The organism is Haloferax sp. KTX1 (genome assembly GCF_902410085.1).
GTDB classification, from domain to species: Archaea; Halobacteriota; Halobacteria; order Halobacteriales; family Haloferacaceae; genus Haloferax; species Haloferax massiliensis.
Window position 1 is genome coordinate 359259 of sequence record NZ_CABPRH010000003.1, and the last position, 18503, is coordinate 377761.

General features: G+C 69.3%; 18 protein-coding genes. 12 read left to right on the forward strand and 6 right to left on the reverse strand.

What is annotated here, in order from left to right; translation table 11 throughout:
• Positions 1 to 32: 32 nt before the first annotated feature.
• The 3 genes from FY251_RS07900 to FY251_RS07910 all read right to left on the reverse strand — a co-directional run bounded on the left by FY251_RS07900 (position 33) and on the right by FY251_RS07910 (position 2774).
• Positions 33 to 1376: a M20 family metallopeptidase gene (locus FY251_RS07900; protein ID WP_148414216.1), complete on the reverse strand. Its 1344-nt coding sequence runs from the start codon at positions 1374 to 1376 to the stop codon at positions 33 to 35.
• A gap of 162 nt (positions 1377 to 1538) precedes the next feature.
• A complete protein-coding gene (locus tag FY251_RS07905) occupies positions 1539 to 1976 on the reverse strand; it encodes a type IV pilin (RefSeq protein WP_148414254.1) in 438 nt (145 codons plus the stop codon).
• A 429-nt stretch (positions 1977 to 2405) separates the two neighbouring features.
• On the reverse strand, positions 2406 to 2774 hold the full coding sequence (locus tag FY251_RS07910) for a hypothetical protein (protein WP_148414217.1): 369 nt from the start codon (positions 2772 to 2774) through the stop codon (positions 2406 to 2408).
• A 175-nt stretch (positions 2775 to 2949) separates the two neighbouring features.
• Here FY251_RS07910 and FY251_RS07915 point away from each other — a divergent pair, with 175 nt between their 5' ends.
• The gene (locus FY251_RS07915; protein WP_148414218.1) at positions 2950 to 3366 is read left to right on the forward strand and encodes a VOC family protein; all 417 of its coding nucleotides are present in this window, start codon (positions 2950 to 2952) and stop codon (positions 3364 to 3366) included.
• A 78-nt stretch (positions 3367 to 3444) separates the two neighbouring features.
• Here the strand turns inward: FY251_RS07915 and FY251_RS07920 are convergent, their stop codons facing one another.
• On the reverse strand, positions 3445 to 5091 hold the full coding sequence (locus FY251_RS07920; RefSeq protein ID WP_148414219.1) for a PAS domain-containing sensor histidine kinase: 1647 nt from the start codon (positions 5089 to 5091) through the stop codon (positions 3445 to 3447).
• A gap of 191 nt (positions 5092 to 5282) precedes the next feature.
• Here FY251_RS07920 and FY251_RS07925 point away from each other — a divergent pair, with 191 nt between their 5' ends.
• The 5 genes from FY251_RS07925 to FY251_RS07945 all read left to right on the forward strand — a co-directional run bounded on the left by FY251_RS07925 (position 5283) and on the right by FY251_RS07945 (position 11536).
• Positions 5283 to 6347, forward strand: a complete 1065-nt coding sequence (locus FY251_RS07925; RefSeq protein ID WP_148414220.1) for an iron transporter — start codon at positions 5283 to 5285, stop codon at positions 6345 to 6347.
• Between the two features lie 105 nt (positions 6348 to 6452).
• On the forward strand, positions 6453 to 6710 hold the full coding sequence (locus FY251_RS07930; protein WP_148414221.1) for a DNA-binding protein: 258 nt from the start codon (positions 6453 to 6455) through the stop codon (positions 6708 to 6710).
• Positions 6707 to 8116, forward strand: coding sequence for a hypothetical protein (locus tag FY251_RS07935; RefSeq protein ID WP_148414222.1), 1410 nt, complete (start codon positions 6707 to 6709; stop codon positions 8114 to 8116). The genes FY251_RS07930 and FY251_RS07935 overlap by 4 nt, the downstream gene beginning before the upstream one ends.
• Positions 8117 to 8211: 95 nt before the next feature.
• Positions 8212 to 10890: a heavy metal translocating P-type ATPase gene (locus FY251_RS07940; protein WP_148414223.1), complete on the forward strand. Its 2679-nt coding sequence runs from the start codon at positions 8212 to 8214 to the stop codon at positions 10888 to 10890.
• Positions 10891 to 11053: 163 nt separating this feature from the next.
• On the forward strand, positions 11054 to 11536 hold the full coding sequence (locus FY251_RS07945) for a high-potential iron-sulfur protein (protein WP_148414224.1): 483 nt from the start codon (positions 11054 to 11056) through the stop codon (positions 11534 to 11536).
• Positions 11537 to 11560: 24 nt separating this feature from the next.
• On the opposite strand, the gene FY251_RS07950 is transcribed toward FY251_RS07945, so the two are convergent.
• Complete coding sequence (locus tag FY251_RS07950) at positions 11561 to 12019, reverse strand: hypothetical protein (RefSeq protein ID WP_148414225.1); 459 nt, start codon at positions 12017 to 12019, stop codon at positions 11561 to 11563.
• A 38-nt stretch (positions 12020 to 12057) separates the two neighbouring features.
• Entirely contained in the window at positions 12058 to 12630 is a 573-nt protein-coding gene (locus FY251_RS07955) for a hypothetical protein (RefSeq protein ID WP_089781194.1), read from the reverse strand.
• A gap of 110 nt (positions 12631 to 12740) precedes the next feature.
• On the opposite strand from FY251_RS07955, the gene FY251_RS07960 reads away from it, so the two are divergent.
• The 6 genes from FY251_RS07960 to FY251_RS07985 form a co-directional block, all read left to right on the forward strand.
• Positions 12741 to 13352 (forward strand): hypothetical protein, encoded by a 612-nt coding sequence (locus FY251_RS07960; RefSeq protein ID WP_148414226.1) that lies wholly within the window; start codon positions 12741 to 12743, stop codon positions 13350 to 13352.
• 1 nt (position 13353) lies between these two features.
• Entirely contained in the window at positions 13354 to 14709 is a 1356-nt protein-coding gene (locus FY251_RS07965; protein ID WP_148414227.1) for a hypothetical protein, read from the forward strand.
• A gap of 111 nt (positions 14710 to 14820) precedes the next feature.
• Positions 14821 to 16248, forward strand: a complete 1428-nt coding sequence (locus FY251_RS07970; protein WP_148414228.1) for an FAD-dependent oxidoreductase — start codon at positions 14821 to 14823, stop codon at positions 16246 to 16248.
• Between the two features lie 186 nt (positions 16249 to 16434).
• Complete coding sequence (locus FY251_RS07975) at positions 16435 to 17352, forward strand: DMT family transporter (protein WP_148414229.1); 918 nt, start codon at positions 16435 to 16437, stop codon at positions 17350 to 17352.
• A gap of 176 nt (positions 17353 to 17528) precedes the next feature.
• Complete coding sequence (locus FY251_RS07980) at positions 17529 to 17843, forward strand: hypothetical protein (protein WP_148414230.1); 315 nt, start codon at positions 17529 to 17531, stop codon at positions 17841 to 17843.
• Positions 17833 to 18503, forward strand: a 671-nt coding sequence (locus FY251_RS07985) for an FAD:protein FMN transferase (RefSeq protein WP_148414231.1), incomplete at its 3' end; no start/stop codon positions are given. The genes FY251_RS07980 and FY251_RS07985, both read left to right, overlap by 11 nt.

Here is an 18503-nt window from a genome sequence, read left to right on the forward strand (position 1 = left end):
GCGTTATCGGGTGTCGTGTGAATCATCGGGTGTCATTGCGAGTGATCTTCTCGTCGGTCGCGCCGCGAAGGAGTCGTGTCTGCTGGTGATGCGCCCGTCGAATCAAACGTTCTGGTACCGCTGTCGAATTGCCGCAATAGCTCGTCGGGCAGGCGGGCGTACACCTCGGCGTTGCCGGCGAGCGCGCCGACCGTGGTGAACTCGTCGGCCGCGTGGGCCGTCTCGGTCCCGAAACCGAACTCGACGGTCGGCACACCCGCATTTCGCATCCGTTTCGCGTCGCCGCCGCCGGTCGCGCTCCGGCGGTAGACGCGCCCGCCGGTGACGCTCTCGGCGACCGAGACCACGGCGTTCGCCAGCGGGCCGTCGGGGTCCTCGAACGTCCCGACCGACCAGTCCGCGTCCGAAATCTCGACGCCGTCGTGACCGGCGACGACCTCCCGAACGCTGTCGAGCACCGCCTCCGTCTCGACGCCCGGCGTCACGCGAATGTCGAGTTTCGCCCGCGCCGCGGCGGGGACGACGTTCACCCGGTCGCCGCCCGAGAGGACGCCCAGATTGACCGACGGCCGCTCGAACAGCTCTCGCGCCGCGTCCGCGCCGAACCGCGGCGCGTAGTACTCGACGGACTCGTCGACGAGCGCCCGCACCGCGGGGTCGAGGTCGAACCGGGAATCGGCGAGCGTCGATTCGATGTCGCTCACGGCGCGGTAGAGTCGGTGAATCGCGTTCTCGCCGAGCATCGGCCGGGAGCCGTGGGCGGCGCTCCCCGTCGCTTCGAGTTCCAGCCAGATGCTCCCGCGGTCGGCGACGGTCACCGAGTGGCGGTCGCTCTCGCAGGTCGTCTCGCCGATGACGCAGGCGTCCGCGTCGAGGCCGCGCCGGTCGAGAAGCGTCGGCATCCCCGCGCTCCCGGCGACCTCCTCGTCGCTCACGAACGCGAACACGAGGTTCGTCGCCGGCACCGTGTCGGTTTCGACGTATGCCTTCGCCACCGCGAGCATCGCGGCGACTGCCCCCTTCATGTCTGTCGCGCCGCGTCCGTAGAGCCGGTCGCCGACTCGCTCGCCGAGCGGGTCGCGCGCCCACTCGTCGGCGTCGAACGGGACCGTATCGAGATGCCCCAGCAGGACGAGCGTCCGGTCTGTCGCACCCGGGAGCGTCGCCACGAGATTCGGTTTCTCGGGGTCCGAGGCGACGCGCTCGGTGTCGATGCCGAGCTCCGAAAAGAACGATTCGAGCCACGACGCGAGTTCCCGCGTGTCTCCCGGCGGGTTCTGCGTGTCGTGGCCGACGAGCGCCGCCGCGAGGTCGGCGACGTCCTCGCGGTGCTCGCGGAGGGAGGCGACGACGGCTGTCGGCTCGGGTGCGGACATTGGAGCTCTGTCCGAGCGTACGCACCGCGGACGAATAAGTTTGTGCTAGAAATACAATATTGGTGGGGGAGGAGATACGGGTGCCTCTGCGGAGTAGTTCCGAAAGAAATCGGTATTCCGAACTGGGGTTGGTGGGGCTCGGTGCCGATTCAGCCAGCCCGCTTAGGCGTTGTAGGTCCACCGCTGGAGGGTCGCGGAGTTGGAGCCGGATTCGGAGGTCCAGACGACGCGGACGGTTTCACCAGAGTCGAACGACGCACCTGTTGCCACCACGGTAATCGAACTTCCCGCCGATATTTCAGTCGCAGTCGTGTCGACTTCGTTCCAGGCGTCTCCGTCTTCATCGATTGGTCCTGAGATGGTCACGCGAGCCGGGTCGATTGCAGCGCCGCTCTCGTGAGTGATGGTAAGGTTCCCAGTGCTTCTTTCGTGATCGAACGTGAAACTCGCCTGCGGGGCGGTGTCGCCGACCTGGTCGCCGAGACCGAGGACGAAGGTGCCGATGACGGCCGCGAGGATGACTGTAATCGCGACCATGAGGATGACGCCGATGACCGGCGAGACTGCGCGTGATTCGCTAAGGAAGTTCTTGATATCCATTGTTCTACCCAGGACCGGCCTCAGACCCACCCACCTCGTGCCCACCTGCACGGGACTTCGAGCGGCCACATGTTCCGGCTCCTGTTGGCCTTCCGTATGTTCCGGATATATTTAATTTCGCAGCGACTTACCGTTCCATTCGTGGGGTTAGGGCGCTCCTAACGCCAGAATTCGGGATTTAAGCCGTTCCATCCCATCTGCGTACCATCGGGGGGTGCAGTCGGTGACGAACCGGCCCGTTGGCGTTCGGCACGCCCGAATCAGACTCTCCCGTCCGCACGCCACGCCGGTTCGAACCGTCACACCCCGTGTTTCTGCGGACACGGTGGTGTGGGGTTGGGCGGGTCGTCGGCCGCGGCGCGCGCTTCACACGCGCGCCGCTCGCGGGGAGTAGAAAACGGAGAGGCGACCGAAAACGTCGGAAACGACCTACTGCGAGGCGTTCCAGAACCGCGGCGTCGACTCGAAATCTATCTTCGCGTCGGAGGGCGCGCGCTCGTAGAGCGCGTCGTGGACGGCCTCGTAGGCCGCCCGCGGGCCCTCCTGTGCGAGTTTCGGGTGGTCGCGCGTGTCGAAGACGACGCGCCACGTCCCGTTCGAGAGGTGGAGCCCGAGGATGTACTTCCCGCGGACGTTCACCACCAGTTGGTAGGCGTGCTGGACCGTCTCGCCGTCGCGTTCGATGTTGTAGCCGCGGACCGCGACGGCCTGCTGAATCGCCTCTTTCGTTTCGAGTTCGGCGACGAATGACTTGGGGACGGCCCGTCCGGGGAGCGATTCGACGAACGGTTCGCTCACGGTCGCACCACCTCGCGTCGCGCACCTCTCGGTTCCATCGTATCCTACGTGGGCGGCCGAGCGGGTATATGCGATACGGTCTCCGGCGGCGGCGCGGTTCCGAACGCGCGCCTCGCGCACGTCGCCCCGCGGTCCGAACGAAGCGCCTTTGAGGCTCTGCGCGCGCAGACGAACCGTGAACACCAACGCCCACCACGTCGGCATCACCGTTTCAGACCTCGATTCGACGCTCGCGTTCTACCGCGACGCGCTCGACCTGCCGGTCGTCTCCCGCTTCGAAGTCGGCGGCGAGGAGTTCGCAACCGCCGTCTCCGTCGACGGCGCGTCGGCGCGGTTCGCCCACCTCGACGGCGGCGACGTGCGCGTCGAACTCGTCGAGTACGACCCGGTCGGAGCCGACACCGACGAACCGACGCTCAACCGCCCCGGCGCGACCCACCTCGGACTCTCCGTCGAAGACGTCGACGCCGCCGTCGCCGACCTCCCGGCCGACGCCGAGACGCTCAGCGAACCCCAGACGACCGAAAGCGGCACGCGAATCGCGTTCGTCCGCGACCCCGAGGGGAACCTCGTCGAACTCCTCGACGCCTGACCCGGTCGCTCCGCTCGCCGGCGTCGTCACTCGGAGATCGACGTTAGGATTGTCTCTATTCTGAAATACTGGCTGCGGTCATTCCTCGTTCGGGACCCACGCCCGCGGCCGTTCCGCCCCGATTGGGAGCTTCAGCGTCACGGCGGTTCCCCCTGACGGAGACGCTTCTAACTCCATACTTCCCCCTGATTTCTTGACGACCCAGTGGACCAGCCACAGACCCATCCCGGTCCCGTGTTCGAGCGGCGTCTCCTCGCCGCGCTTGATGACTCGCCACTCCTCGTCGGGGATGCCCGGCCTGTCGTCGGCGACTCGCACGACGAGTTTCGAGTCGTCGTCTTCGGTTCGGCACACGTCGATGTCGACCGTCTCGCCGCCGTGTTTGAGCGCGTTCGCGATCAGCTCGTCGAGCGCCGCGCCGACGCGGCTATCGACCCGCGCGTTGAGTCCCGTCTCGATGTCCGTCCGCATCGTCGCTTCCGGATACGTCGCTTCGGCCCTCGACACGGCGTCCTCGACGAGCGTCGAGACGCGCCGCGGCGTCCCCTCGGATTCGAGTGCGTCCGAGACCGTCTGGGCCTTCTCGGAGAGCGCGACGAGTTCGTCCGCCGCTTCGATGATGGCCTCCGCGGCGTCGGTGAGTCCCTCGTCGGCGGCCACGGTCGCGTCTCGGTGAATCAGTTCCGCGTAGCCCTCGATGACGTTCATCCGGTTTCGGAGGTTGTGTCGGAACATCCGGTTGAGGACGACGAGCCGCTGTCTGGTTAGCTCCGACTCGGTGATGTCCGACTGGATGGCGACGTAGCCGTCGATGTCGCCGTCGTGCGTGAGGGGCGCGATGGTCTGTATCGCGGTGTAGAGTTCGCCGTTCTTCCGCCGGTCGATGACTCGCTCTCGCCACGTCTCGCCGGACCGGACTGACTCCCACAACCGCTTGTAGTACGAGTCCGGCATGTCGCCAGAACTGAGTATCGACGCCGGTTCGCCGACCGCTTCCGCGGCGTCGTAGCCAGTTGTCTCTTCGAACGCCGGATTGACGTACGTAATCACTCCCTCCGGCGTGGTGAGGTAAATCGCGTGACCCGCCTGTTCGACGGCCTGCTCGAACTCGCGGAGCCGGCGCTCCCGACGCTGCTGTGCTGTCACGTCGACGAAGACGCCGACGATTTCGGTGGCCTCGCCGTCGGCGTCGCGGATGACCGCCGTCGAGAGGCGAAATTCCCGGAGGTCGCCGTTCGAGCGCCGTCGCTCGACCGAAACGTCCGAGAGGCCGCCTTCGGCGATGGTCCGCCGGATAATCTCCTCGCTGTTCTCGCTGTTCTCGCCCGCGCTGTAGGGGAGCGGCCCGCCGAGCACGTCGTCGCGCTCCCAGCCGAACGCTTCCGCGGCGGCGTCGTTCCATCTCGTCACGCGCCCGTCGGGCGTGACCGCGATAATCGGAACCGGGGACGCCGCGACGACGGTTCGAAGGTGGTCCAGTGACGACCGAACCGACGCCTGTTGGCGCTCGATTCGTCGGTCCTTTCGGGAGACGAGAAACCAGACGAACGCCGTGGAGACGGCGACGAACGCCAGTCCTTTGACGACTTCGGCCACGGGAGCCAGAGGCACACTCAACGCGACCGACAGGAGTAACTCGCCGCCGAGGATGCCTGCGACCCCGAAACCGAGGTACGCCAGCGCGATGGCGCGGGCGTCGAGACCGTCGAGCGGCGAGTCGTTCATCGTCCGAACGGAGCGCGAGTGAGGATATAAACGTGATGCGGCGAACCAGCGGTTGATAACGGCGACACCACCCCTCGAAAGCCGATTGGGAAGCGCAACCGACATTGGCACCGGGCCGCTAGCGGAGCCAATCAGCGTCTCGCGGGAGACGCGCGGCGGCACACCCGCGGGCCGCCGAGGTTCGAGATACCATGAAACGACGAGACGCCATCAAGACGCTCGGAATCGGCACGCTCGCGGCGACCGCGGGGTGTCTCGGCGGGTTCGAACGACAGTCGGCGTGGCGCGACCCGCCGCTGGTCGAAGACCGGCCGGCGGCGGTCTATCTACCCGCCATCACCGAGGGGATGATGATGTACGGCAAGACGACCGCCGGGCCGTACGGTGTCGCGCTCACCTACTCGTACCCGCATCGATTCTGGACGGCCGCCGGTTCGGAGCTCCAGAAGACCGTCGTCGAGGCCGACGACTCGATTCACCTCATGGCGTCGCTGTGGGACGCCGAGACGGGGACCGTCCTCCCGCTGGACGCCGGCGTCTCCATCGAGATTCTCCGCGACGGCGACCTCGTGAGCGAGGAGGTCGCCTACCCGATGCTCTCCCAGCAGATGGGGATGCACTACGGGGCGAACTACGTCCTCGACGGCGAGGGCGACTACGAGGCCCGCGTCCGCGTCGGCGGCACCTCGCTCACCCGAACCGGCTCGTTCGCCGGGCGATTCGAGTCGGCCGAGACGGCGACCTTCGAGTTCGCGTTCGAGACCGACGACCTCTACGACGTGGAGCTGCGACGCCTCGGCGACGAGGCCGGCTCGCGCGGCGCGATTCCGGCGATGGAGATGATGGGCGTCCCGACCGGCAAAGCCCCCGCCGTCGGCGACCTCCCCGGTCGCCACCTCGGGCGACAGACGAGCGCCGACGCCCTGTTCGACGCCTTCGTCGTCGACGACGGCTCCCGGTTCGGCGTCGACGGCGCGTACCTCTACGTCTCGGCGCGGACCCCGCACAACGAGTTCGTCCTGCCGATGATGGGCGTCAGAGCCACGCTCGAACGCGGCGGAACCGCCGTCCTCGACGGGGCGCGACTCGCCCGGACGCTCGACCCCGAGCTCAGCTATCACTACGGCGCGGGCGTCGAGGGCGTCGAATCCGGCGACGCGCTGACCCTCTCGGTCGACGTACCGCCGCAGGTCGCCCGCCACGACGGCTACGAGACGGCGTTCATGACGTTCGAACCGATGGAGTTCGATGGGTGAGGCGTCGCTTCGCCGCCATCGTCTCTCCTCGTCGGACCCCCTCGACGGACGCCCGCGATGGAAACGTTCAGAAACCAACCCCACCGAACTTCGAGTGACTCTCGGATGACCACGGACACAGACGCGACGCGCGACCGCCACACCTGCCCAGCGTGCGGCGAGGCGTATCCGACCGAGCGACTGCTGGTCCTCCACCGGGGCGCGAGACACCCCGACGCCCTCGACGCCGAGGAGGTCGAGGCGTACCGCGAGGCGTACTACGAGGAGGAAGCGGAACTCAAGTCGTTCCGCATCCGGGCGCTCGGCGTCATCGTGCTGCTGTACTTCGGCTTCCTCATGCTGTTTATCGTCTTCGCATCATGACCCGACTCCGACCCATCTCCCTCAGGCGATTCGGCCTCGGTCTCCTCGTGGCGAGTCTGCTGTCGCTCCTCGCTGACCCGGCGGCCGCGAGCAACGCCGCGGTCGGCCTCGCGGGCGCGTCGCAGGACAACCTCGCGGTCCCGCGGTGGCTCTATCTCGCCACCGGCGGCGCGACCGTCGGGGCGTCCGCGCTCCTCGCCAGTTTCGTCACCGACCGGCGGTTCATCGAGCGCGTCCACCTGTGGCGGACCGGCCCCGAAGCGGGCGTTTCGGACGGTCTCTTGCGCGCGCTCCGGGTCGCTGGCGGCGTCCTCGGCCTCGCGGTCCTCGCGCTCGTGGTCTACCTCGGCTACACCGGGCCGCAGATTCCGACCGTCAGCTTCGCCGTTATCGTCGTTTTCGCCGGACTCCGCGCCGGCTACACGATGCTCTCGTACCTCGTCGCCGACACGTGGCGCGCGCTGAACCCGTGGCGAACCGTCGTCTCGGCGGTCCCGAACGGCTTCGTCGCCTACCCCGAGCGACTCGGCCGCTGGCCGGCGGTAGCGGGGATTCTCGCGCTCGTCTGGGTCGAGACCGCGACCGCCGTCACGACCCGGCCGTCGGTCCTCGCGACCGCGCTCGTCGCCTACTCGGTCGTCACGCTCGTCGGCGCGGTCGTCGTCGGCGCGGACGCGTGGTTCGACAAGGTGGACCCCGTCTCCGTCTTCCTGCACTTCTACGGCCGGGTCGCGCCGGTTCGCCTCGACGGCGACGGCCTCTCGTTCCGCCTGCCGGGGATGCGACTGGTCACCGACGACGACCTGACCGACCTCGGCGACGTGGCCGTCGCGGTCGTCCTCGTCTGGGAACTCACCTTCAGCGGCTTCGTCACGACCGAGCAGGGCGCGGCGGCCGTCCGGTCGCTGGTGGGCGTCGGCCTCCCGCCGCTTCTCGTCTACGGACTGCTCTACCTCGGCGGCTTCGGGGTCTTCCTCGGCCTCTACGTCCTCGCGGCGCGGGTGACCGCCCGCCGCATCGACACCTTCGAGACGCCGCTCGACCTCGCGGTCAAATTCGCACCCCCGCTTCTCGTCATCGCCGCCGGCTACCACCTCGCGCACTACTTCGGCTTCTTCGTCTCGCTGTCGCCGATGCTCGTCCACGCGCTGTCGTCGCCGCTGTCGTCGCCGGCGAACCCGGTCGTCCTCACGCTCCCCGCGTGGTTCGGCGGTCTGAACGTCGGATTCGTCCTCCTCGGCCACCTGCTGGCGGTGTGGGTGGCGCACTCGCAGGCCTACCGGACCTTCCCCAGCAGACTGCAGGCCGTCCGGAGCCAGTTCCCCTTCGTCGCGGTGATGATTCTCTACACGATTCTCAGCCTGTGGCTCATCTCGCTGCCGACCGCGTCCCCGCCGTTCCTCTGATTAACAACTAAGCGGCGTTAATTTGTGAATTTACAATAGTAAACCCCCCGTTTCTAACAGGTGGATTATTAATCCGTCGCCGGCTACTGCCGAGTATGAGCGAACACGACGGACACGACCCCGACCCCGGCACCGGTGACGAGGCGGGCGCGTCCACGGACCCGCAGGAGGGCGACGAATGCGGGTGCGGCGACGCCTGCGAGGTCGAGGGCGCGTCTGCGTCGGGAGCGACCGGCGAGACGGGGACCGGCGACCCCACCGGCGAGTCCGCCGGTTCCGCCCGCGCGGAGTTCGGCGTCCCCGATATGGACTGCGCCTCCTGTGCGAGCAAGGTCGAAACGAGCGTCGGGAAACTCGACGGCGTCGGCGACATCGATCCGCGGGTGACGTCCGGCCGGCTCGTCGTCGACTACGACCCCGACCGGACCACGCCCGACGACATCCGGGGCAACATCGAGGGCGCGGGCTACGCCGTCGAGAGCGGCCCCTCGACGCGCGAGGTGTCGGTTTCCGTCCCGGACATGGACTGCGCCTCCTGCGCCGGGAAAGTCGAGAACGCGCTCCGCGGCGCGCCGGGCGTGCTGTCGTACGAGACGCGCCCGACGACCGGGACCGCCGTCGTCACGCTCGCGGCCGACGCGGACCTCGATTCGGTCGTCTCGGCTATCGAAGCCGCCGGCTACGAGGTCACCGGGACCGACGGCGACGACGGCGACGACGGTCACGGCCACTCCCACGGCGGCGACGTCGACGCGGACCGCGAGAGCGTCTGGCGCAGTACGCGCGCGGTCAAAACGTGGGTGAGCGGCGGCTTCCTCGCGGCGGGTATCGCCGCCGAGTACCTGTTCGGGCTGGAACTCGTCGTCGCCACGGTCCTCGGCGTCTCGTTCACGGTCGCCGAACTGCTGTACGTCCTCGGGGCCGCGGTCGGCGGGCAGGCCATCCTCCGCAACGGCTACTACTCGGCGAAGAACCGCAGTCTCGACATCGACTTCCTGATGTCGACGGCGATTCTCAGCGCCGTGGCCGCGAGCCTCATCTCCGGGCCGACGAGCCTCTATTTCGAGGCCGCGACGCTCGCGTTCCTCTTCAGCGTCTCCGAACTGCTCGAACGTTACTCGATGGACCGCACGCGCGACTCCCTCCGCGAGCTGATGGACCTCTCGCCCGACGAGGCGACGGTCCTCCGCGACGGCGTCGAAACGGTCGTTCCCGTCGAGGAACTCGAACTCGGCGACGTGGTCGCCGTCAAGCCCGGCGAGAAGATCCCCGTCGACGGCACGGTCGTCGCGGGCGACAGCGCGGTCAATCAGGCCCCCATCACCGGCGAGTCCGTCCCGGTCGACAAGGCCGAGGGCGACGAGGTGTTCGCGGGCACCGTCAACGAGGCGGGCTACCTCGAAGTCCGCGTCGAGTCCGCCGCGGGCGACGACACCCTCTCGCGCATCGTCTCGATGGTCGAGGACGCCCAGTCCAACAAGACCGAACGCGAGCAGTTCGTCGAGCGCTTCTCGTCGTACTACACGCCCGTCATGGTCGTCGTCGCGGTCGCGGTCGCGGCGATACCGCCGCTCGCGTTCGGGCTCGACTGGGTGACGTGGTTCGTCTACGGCATCACGATGCTCGTGCTCGCCTGCCCCTGCGCGTTCGTCATCTCGACGCCCGTCTCGGTCGTCTCGGGCATCACGTCCGCCGCGAAGAACGGCGTGCTCATCAAGGGCGGCACGCACCTCGAAGCGATGGGCTCGGTCGAGGCCGTCGCCGTGGACAAGACGGGCACGCTCACGAAGGGCGAACTCACCGTCACCGACGTGGTCCCGCTCAACGGCAACTCCGAAGAGGACGTGTTGCGGTGCGCGCGCGGCCTCGAATCTCGGAGCGAACACCCCATCGGCGAGGCCATCGTCTCCCACGCCGAGGGCACGGGCGTCGCCGGCCGCGAGGTCGACGACTTCGAGAGCGTCACCGGCAAGGGCGTCCGCGCCGACCTCGACGGCGTCCCGCACTTCGCCGGCAAGCCCGGCTTCTTCGAGGAGCTCGGCTTCGACCTCGAACACGTCCACGTCACCGGCCCCGGCGAGGAGCTTTCCGAGGAGGTCCGACAGCTCTGTGACCGCCACGGCTGTCTCAACCTCGTCGAGGACACGATTCCGCGCCTCCAGTCGGAGGGCAAGACGGTCGTCGTCGTCGGGACCGAAGACGACCTCGAAGGCGTCGTCGCCGTCGCCGACGAGGTTCGCCCCGACGCCCGCGAGACGGTCGCGAAGCTCCGCGAGGCCGGCCTCTCGGTCGTCATGCTCACCGGCGACAACGAGGGGACCGCCCGCGCCATCGCCGAGCAGGTCGGCGTCGACGACTTCCGCGCCGGCCTCCTCCCGGAGGACAAGGTCGCCGCCGTCGAGGGACTGCTCGACGAGTACGGCTCGGTCGCCATGGTCGGCGACGGCATCAACGACGCCCCGGCGCTCGCCACCGCCACCGTCGGCGTCGCCATGGGCGCGGCCGGCACCGACACCGCCCTCGAAACGGCAGACATCGCCCTCATGGCCGACGACCTCTCGAAGCTCCCGTACCTCTACGAACTCTCCCACCGGGCGAACAACGTCATCCGGCAGAACATCTGGGCGTCGCTCGCCATCAAGGCCGTTCTCGCGGTGGGCGTGCCCTTCGGCTACGTCTCCGTCGCGCTCGCGGTCCTCGCGGGCGACGCCGGGATGACGATGGGCGTGACGGGCAACGCGATGCGACTCGCTCGGATTCGCCCGGACGACTGAGGCGCGCGACGCTCGTCGCTTTTCGTCCGCTTTTTCGGTCGCTCGACGACCGATTCGCGTATCCGTGTCACTTAGCGGCGCGACACCATCAACGTGGTCGCAATTCTTGCCACACGAGAATCGGCTGGCTCGGTTTTCCCGACGCCGCGCGTCAGAGATTGGCATGGCAGACGACGAGCGGACGCCACGCCGTGACGCGACCGACCGACCGGACCAACCGGACCGACCAACGCGGAGTCGAGACGCCGGCGAGACCGCCGATACCGACGCCGCCCGCACCCGAAGACGGTTTATCTGGCTCACCGGGACCGCCGCGATGGCGGGGTTGGCGGGCTGTTCGGGCGGCGGTGGCGGCGCGACCGAGACGACGACCGCGACCACGACGCAGTCGTCGGGGTCGACCGGGGGCGTCCCCGAGGCGTACGCGACCGCCACGTCGCTCGACGGCACCCAGCGCAACCCCGACAGCCTCTCGTCGCAGGAGGCCGTCTCGTATCAAGAGGAGCCGAGCGAGGGCAGGCAGTGTTCGACCTGCCGGTACTACATCGAAGACAAAAACGGGGACGGCGCGGGCGCGTGCGCCATCGTCGCGGGCGAGATTTCGCCCGAGGGCTACTGCGTCTCCTACGTCGAGTACGAGGGGTAGTTCGGGGGCGGCTCTCCGCCGCGGTCAGGACTCCTCGCCCGTCGGCCCGACGGCGCTCTGAATCCGACAGCGGATGGACTCCTCGACGCCGTCGCGCTCGACCGGAATCACCCACTTCTCGCCGCAGCCGAGGACGGTCACCATCTCGCCGTCCTGTCGGTGTTTCACCGAGACGAACACCTCGCCGCGCTCGGGGTCGTAATCGACGAGTTCGACGAGCACGTCCTCGCCGGCGATGAGGAGGTTCTTCGCGCCGTCCAACTCGGTGACGTACGACTCGGTGTGCCCGGTCGGGTCGGTGACGAACAGTTCGACCACCGGCACGTCCTCGCCGTCGGGGTAGCTCGCCTCGACTTCGATTGCCCCGTCTTCGAGTCGGATACCGTGTATCTCGACCAGCGACGCCGCGACGCCGAAGCTGTCAGCGACCTGCTGACGGAGGTCCCCCAACGGGATTCGAACCGACTCTCGAATCGTTCCCATGCCCGCCCCTACGAACGGGGGGTGTATGAGCGTGTCCGCTAGTCGTCGCCCCAGAGGGCGTCGGCGAGGCGCGACCCCGACGGGACGGCCTCGCGGAAGGCCGCCGAGTCGAACGCGAGCGGCCCGTTGAGAGACAGAAAGCCGAGTTCGCCCTCGGGCGCGCGGTCGAGGTTGGTCAGAAAGGCCACCTTGCGGGCGGCCTCGACGCCCTCGACGGTCGCGTCGGGGTCGACCGACTCGTACAGGGCGGCGTGTTCGCGGACGTGCTCGACGCAGCGTTTCGTCGGCGCGAACAGCAACAGCGCGTGGACGCCCGGCCCCTCGCGGCCGAGTTTCGTCCGGATGGCGTGTTCGTCGTCCTTGTAGAAGTAGCGCTCCATGCGGCGGTACTGGCGGAGTATCTCGTTCGCGCCGGTGGCGTGGCGGACGGCGGCGTCGGCCTTGAGTTCGATGAGGTAGTCCACCGGTTCGGGCGTCCGCACCCTGACGTACACGTCGGCGACGCCGCGGTTCCCGTAGTGGTCGTACGGCTCTTCGAGGTGAATCTCCACGTCGTCGAAGGCCGCCCGGAAATGTTCGACCACCCGCGTCGCCAACTCGTCCTCGCGCATCTGTCGGTCGAGTCGAGGCGGCGGTCGGGGAAATGTCCCGCGGTTCGGCCGGCGGCGACCCGACGCATCGGAAAACACATGCCGCCGGCGTTCGGTTGGGAAACCGACACATGTCCCTGCCGACTCGCAGACAGGTCCTCCACGCCGGCGGCGCGTCCCTCGTCGCCGCGCTCGCCGGGTGTTCCGGTGAAGGTTCCAGTTCCAGTTTCGACGAGCCGTCTGGTCCCTCCCCGGACGCGCTCGTCACCGACTACGACCACCTCCAACTCCGCAACGACGCCGAGAGCGCGATTTTCCGGAACGCCGCCCGCGACGACGAAGGGGCGGGGTCGTCGTACTTCGACGACTTCCTCGTCACCACCGACGAGGAACGCGAGGACGTCGCGGTCGCGGCCGAACCCGACGGCATCGACGAGGCCCGCGCGTTCATCGACCAGACGGACTTCGACGAACAGACGCTCGTCATCACCCAGCACCGGACGGACGCCTGTCACCGCGTGAAACTGCTGTACGTCACGCACCCGCCGGACAGCGTCGTCCACCTCGACTTCTGTCGCTCGCTGCGCGCCGCGTCGGTCGAGTGCTCCGTGGACGACCGCCACGTCGTCGCCTCGCTGGTGCGACTGCCCTACTCGTCGAAGGGCGAATCGAGCTGGGGACACGGCGGCGGAAGCAGTTGTCGCCTCCCGCCGTCGCTCCGAACCGAGACGGAGGACGCCTGAGATGCCCCGAACGCGACGCGACGTGCTCGCCTCGCTCGCCGGGGTCGGGGTCGCCGGACTCGCGGGCTGTACCGCGCTCGATTCGAGCGGGTCAGACTCCGATAGTCCGACGCTCGACCCGGCGGCGCTCCGGGAGGTCATGGAACTCGGGTCGCCGGGGTTTCCGGCCCGCGTCCCGGCCCCGATTGCCGAGTCGTTCCTCGAACGGGGCCGCGCTCGCGCCCGCGAACTCCTCGATTCCGTCCCCGAGACGATGTCTCCCGAGGAAGTCCCGAACGAGGCGGTCCGGGAAATCTACGCCGAGGCGTACGCGGACGCCGCCGAGGACCTCGCCCCCTCGGACGCCGACGAGTCGCCCTTCGAGACGCTTCGGGGACTGCGCTACGCCCGCGGGGCAGCGGCGATGGCGAAGGGGACCTACGACGCCGCCGTCGGCGACCTCACCGAGGCCGACGTGCGCGAGGAGGCCGAGGCGGTCCGCGCCGACATCGAGTCGTTCAGGCTCGGCACGCGCTACCTCGGCGACGAACCCGACCGGGCGCTCGTCGTGTACGAGGCCGTCGAGAACCTCGTCGCGGCCGCGGTCCGGTATCTCGACAACGCCGGCGAGTACGGCCGCTACGCCGACAGCGCCCCGCGAGTCGGTGAACTCCTCGACGCGGTCGAGTCCGCGCGGGCCTCGCTCGACGGCGCGCGCCACGTCCGCGACCGCTACTTGGCGTCGATTGCCGACCCGATAGAGTTCACCGACGCGTTCGAGTCGACCGCGTCCTCGCTCGCCGGAATCACCGAGGACCGCCGGGCCGAGTACCCCCAGGAGGGGCTCGAATCCGTCGTCGCGGCCGAGGGGTTCGACACCGAGAAACTCGAATCCATGCCGGCCAAAGACCTGCTGGTGGAGACGTTCGTCGAAGTCGAACGCGGGCTTCAGGACGCCCGTGAGGGCCTCCGAAGCGGGCGGTTCGCCACCGCCCTCGTGGGTGTCCACACCGCCGAGACGCACCGCCGCGCGTTCGAGGAGGCCGTCACGGCGGTCAAGCGAGGCCGGTACGACTCCGTCGAGTCGGCGGCCGCGGTCAGGGACGCGAAACTCGGCGCGCTCGAAGCCCTCGAAGCCGCCCGCTCGGACGGGTCGAACCCGCACCTGACGCGTCGCGCGCTGGTCGATATCGCCTACCAGATCGGCCGCGGGGACGGCTACTTCCGCGACGACTACTACGAGGACGGCGACCCTCGGGCCGCGCGAAACGCGCTCGCGCAGTACGCGACCGCCGAGTTCGCCGCGCGCGAGACGCCGGGTGCGAGCGCGTGGGTGCTCGGGACGCTCGCGGCCGAGCGCGGCGGCGTCCGCCGCTGACGGGCCGATTCTGTCCGTCCCGGCACGTTCACGACCGTCGCCGGCGCGTCCGTGCGCCCGCCCCGCCCGGCCGGGGAAATTACGTGTCGGCGGGCGTACCACTCTCCCACGATGCCTGCCGAACCATTCGTCGTCGTCGGCGGCGACGCCGCCGGACTCTCCGCCGCGAGCAAGTTCGCCCGCGCCGACACCGACCGCGACGTCGTCGTCTTCGAGAAGGGCCGCTGGGTCTCCTACGCCCACTGCGGCACGCCCTACTACGTCAAAGGCGAGGTCGAGAAACTCACCGACATGCTCTCGCTGTCGCCCGAGGCGGCCGCCGACCGCGGCATCGACCTCCGGCGCGAACACGAGGTCGTCGCCGTCGACACCGACGAGCGGGTCGTCACGGTCGAGGGCCCGGACGGGACGTTCGACCAGCCCTACGGCGACCTCCTCGTCGCCACCGGCGCGCGGGCGCTCCGCGAACCGATAGACGGCATCGACCTCGACGGCGCGTTCACGCTCCACGGACTGGACGACGCGGCGGCGATTCGGTCGTTCCTCACCGACCCGGACGAGGCCTCGGTGGCCGACCTCGGCGGCGGCGGGTTCGTCGACGAGGCGCGGGCGGCCCGCTTCGGCGCGATGGAACCCCCGGAGTCGGTCGCCATCGTCGGCGGCGGCTTCGTCGGCGTCGAGATGGCGGAGGCGTTCAGCGCCCACGGCCTCGACGTCCACCTGTTCCAGCGCTCCGGCCACGTCCTCGGCACGTTCGGCGACGCCGTGGGCGAGCGGGTCGGAGAACACCTCGAAACTCACGGCGTCACGCTCCACCTCGGCGCGTCGGTCGAGCGACTCCGCGGCGACGACGCGGGCCGGGTCGAGGCCGTCGTCTGCGAGGGCGACGAACTCGCGGTGGACGCGGCGATGGTCGGCATCGGGCTCCGACCCAACGCGGACCTCGTCGCCGACGCCGTCGACCTCGGCGAGACGGGCGCTATCGCGGTCGACGACTACGGGCGGACGAGCGCCGAAGGCGTCTACGCCGCGGGCGACTGCGCCGAAATCGACCACGTCGTCACCGGCGAGCCGACGTGGAACACGCTCGGCCTGCCCGCGAACCGGGCCGGGCGCGCCATCGGCCAGACCGTCGCGGGCGACCCCGAGCCCATCGGGACCGTCGCCGACACCTCGGTCGTGAAGGCGTTCGACCTCGAATGCGGCCGCGCCGGCGTGACCGACCTCGACGAGGCGCGCGACGCCGGCTTCGACCCCGTCTCGGAGACCGTCACCACGGGCTCGCGGTCGGGCTACTACCCCGGCTCCGCCGAGACGACCGTCACGCTCGTCGCCGACCGCGACACCGGCCGACTGCTCGGCGGGACCATCGTCGGGGCCGACCGCGCCGCCGTCAGAATCGACACCGTGGCGACCGCGCTCGCTTCCGAGTTGACCGTCGCCGAAGTGGAGCGACTCGACCTCGGCTACGCGCCGCCCTTCAGCCCCGTCTGGGACCCGATTCTGACCGCGGCGAAGGTGCTCCGCGGCTCGCTGTGAGCCGTCGGCGGTTCGAAACTCGAACCGAACAGAACGACTATTATCGATTGTGTGGTAACGATACGCTCACGTGCTGGAGATTACTGCAACTGAGGGTGAGCGTATCGAATCGGAGCCGGCGGAGCCGGCGAAGCCGCCGAAGTCGGCCGCTCCGCGCCGGCGACCCCCGAGCGGAGCGTGGTGTCGGTGAACGGCCGGGTCGCCGCCGGGCTGTTCGTCCTTCTGGGGCTTCTCTGGGGGAGTTCGTTCGTCGCCATCGAGGTCGGTCTCGCGTACTTCCCGCCGCTCCAGTTCGCGGCGCTTCGGTTCTCCCTCGCGGGGCTCATCGTCCTCGGCTACGCCGCCGTCTCGACCGACTACTGGCGGCCGCACAGCCGGACCGACTGGACGCTCGTCGGCGTCTCGGGCGGCCTCCTCATCGGCGCGCACCACGCGTTTCTCTACCTCGGACAGGAGCACGTCCCCGGCGCGGTGGCGGCCATCGTCATCAGCCTCGGGCCGGTCCTGACCGCGCTGTTCGCGACGGGCATCCTCGGCGACCGCATCTCCCCGCTCGGGGTCCTCGGGTTCGGTTTCGGCTTCCTCGGCGTCGGTCTCGTCGCCCGGCCGGACCCGAACGCGCTCCTCTCCAGCGACGTGGTCGGCGTCGCCACCGTCCTCGTCGCCTCGGCGTGCTTCGCCCTCGGTGCCGTCCTGACGCGCCCCTTTTCGTCGGACATCCCGGCGCGGACGCTTCAGGCGTGGGCGATGCTGTTCGGGGCCGCGCTCCTGTTCGTCGGGGGAACTGTCACCGGCGAGTCGCTCGCGGCAATCGAGTGGTCCGGCGTCGCCGTCGGCTCCCTGCTGTATCTCGCCGTCGTCAGCGGCGCTGGCGCGTTCCTCATCTACTTCGAACTGCTCGGCCGCTTCGGCCCGACGCAGATAAACCTCATCGGCTACCTCGAACCCGTCTCCGCGACGCTGCTCAGTTGGGCGTTCCTCGGCCAGCTCATCGACGCCGTGACCGCGCTCGGCTTCGTCTCCATCTTCGCCGGCTTCGCGCTCATCAAGCGCCGGGCGCTCGGCGAGTCGGTCGCGAAAGCGCTCGGCGGGGCGGCAGACTGACGGCGAGGGCGCTCGCCCCGGCTCACTCCGCTCCGCCTCGTCCCGCCCCGCCCCGGCTCACTCTCTGCCCCCGCGAGCCGACGATTCGACGATTGGACGAACATTCGACGATTGACCGAGTATTCGAGCGTTGGACGCGAATCCGTTTATCCGCCCTCGGCCACCGTCTCGACACGATGCGAATCCCGCTTCAGAAACACACCCTCGTCGCGCTGGCGCTCGTCGGCGCGCTCCTGACGACCGTCGTCGCGGCGGGGCTGGTCTCGCCGACGCTCCTCCTCGGAACCGACACGCAGACGCCGGCCGCCGGCGACCACGCCGCGGCCCAGTCGAGCGACGCGCCGACGCCGAACCCCGACTTCACGCCCGCGGTCCAGTCGAACGGCGACGGCGACGGTGACGAGGAACACGAGGAATACGGCGGTGACGAGGAGCACGAGGACCGCGACGACGAAGAACACGAAGTCGAACACGAGGGCGATGACGACTGACGTCGTCTCGCGGGCCCGCTCGGCGCTCGGCGAATTGACGGTGACGTTCGACTGCTGTGACACGGCGTTTCTGGTCCGCGCGGTGGGCCGGGGCGCGCCCGCGGCGGCCCGTCGCGCCCGCGACACCGCCTTCGACCTCGAACGCGTGCTCGACGCCTTCGACTCTCGGAGCGCCGTCTCACGGCTCAACCGGACCGGCCGAGTCGACGACGCGACCGTCGCGGCGGTCGTCCGTCGCGGCCTCGACTACCGCGAGCGGACCGACGGCGCTTTCGATATCGGTGCCGGCGCGACCGAGGCCCGAGTCAAGGAGTACATCGCCGGCGAGTCCTCCGCGCGCCCCGGCGGTGCCGTCCCCGAGGAATCGGCGCGGGTCGCCGTCGACGGAACGACCGTCGAGGTCGGCGGTCGACTCGACCTCAACGGGCTCGCCAAGGGGTTCATCGTGGACCGAGCCGCCGCGGAACTCGACGGCTTCGCCCGGACCGGCTTCGTCGACGGCGGCGGCGACATCAGCGCTCCGACCGGTCCCGTCGCCGTCGAGAGCCCGTTCGGCGGCGACCGCCCGCTCCGCGTCCTCGACACCTCGTGGAACGTCGCGACCTCGTCGGGTCACCGGCGAGGCCGCGACGTTCCACGAGGTGTCGAGGACGCGGAGCG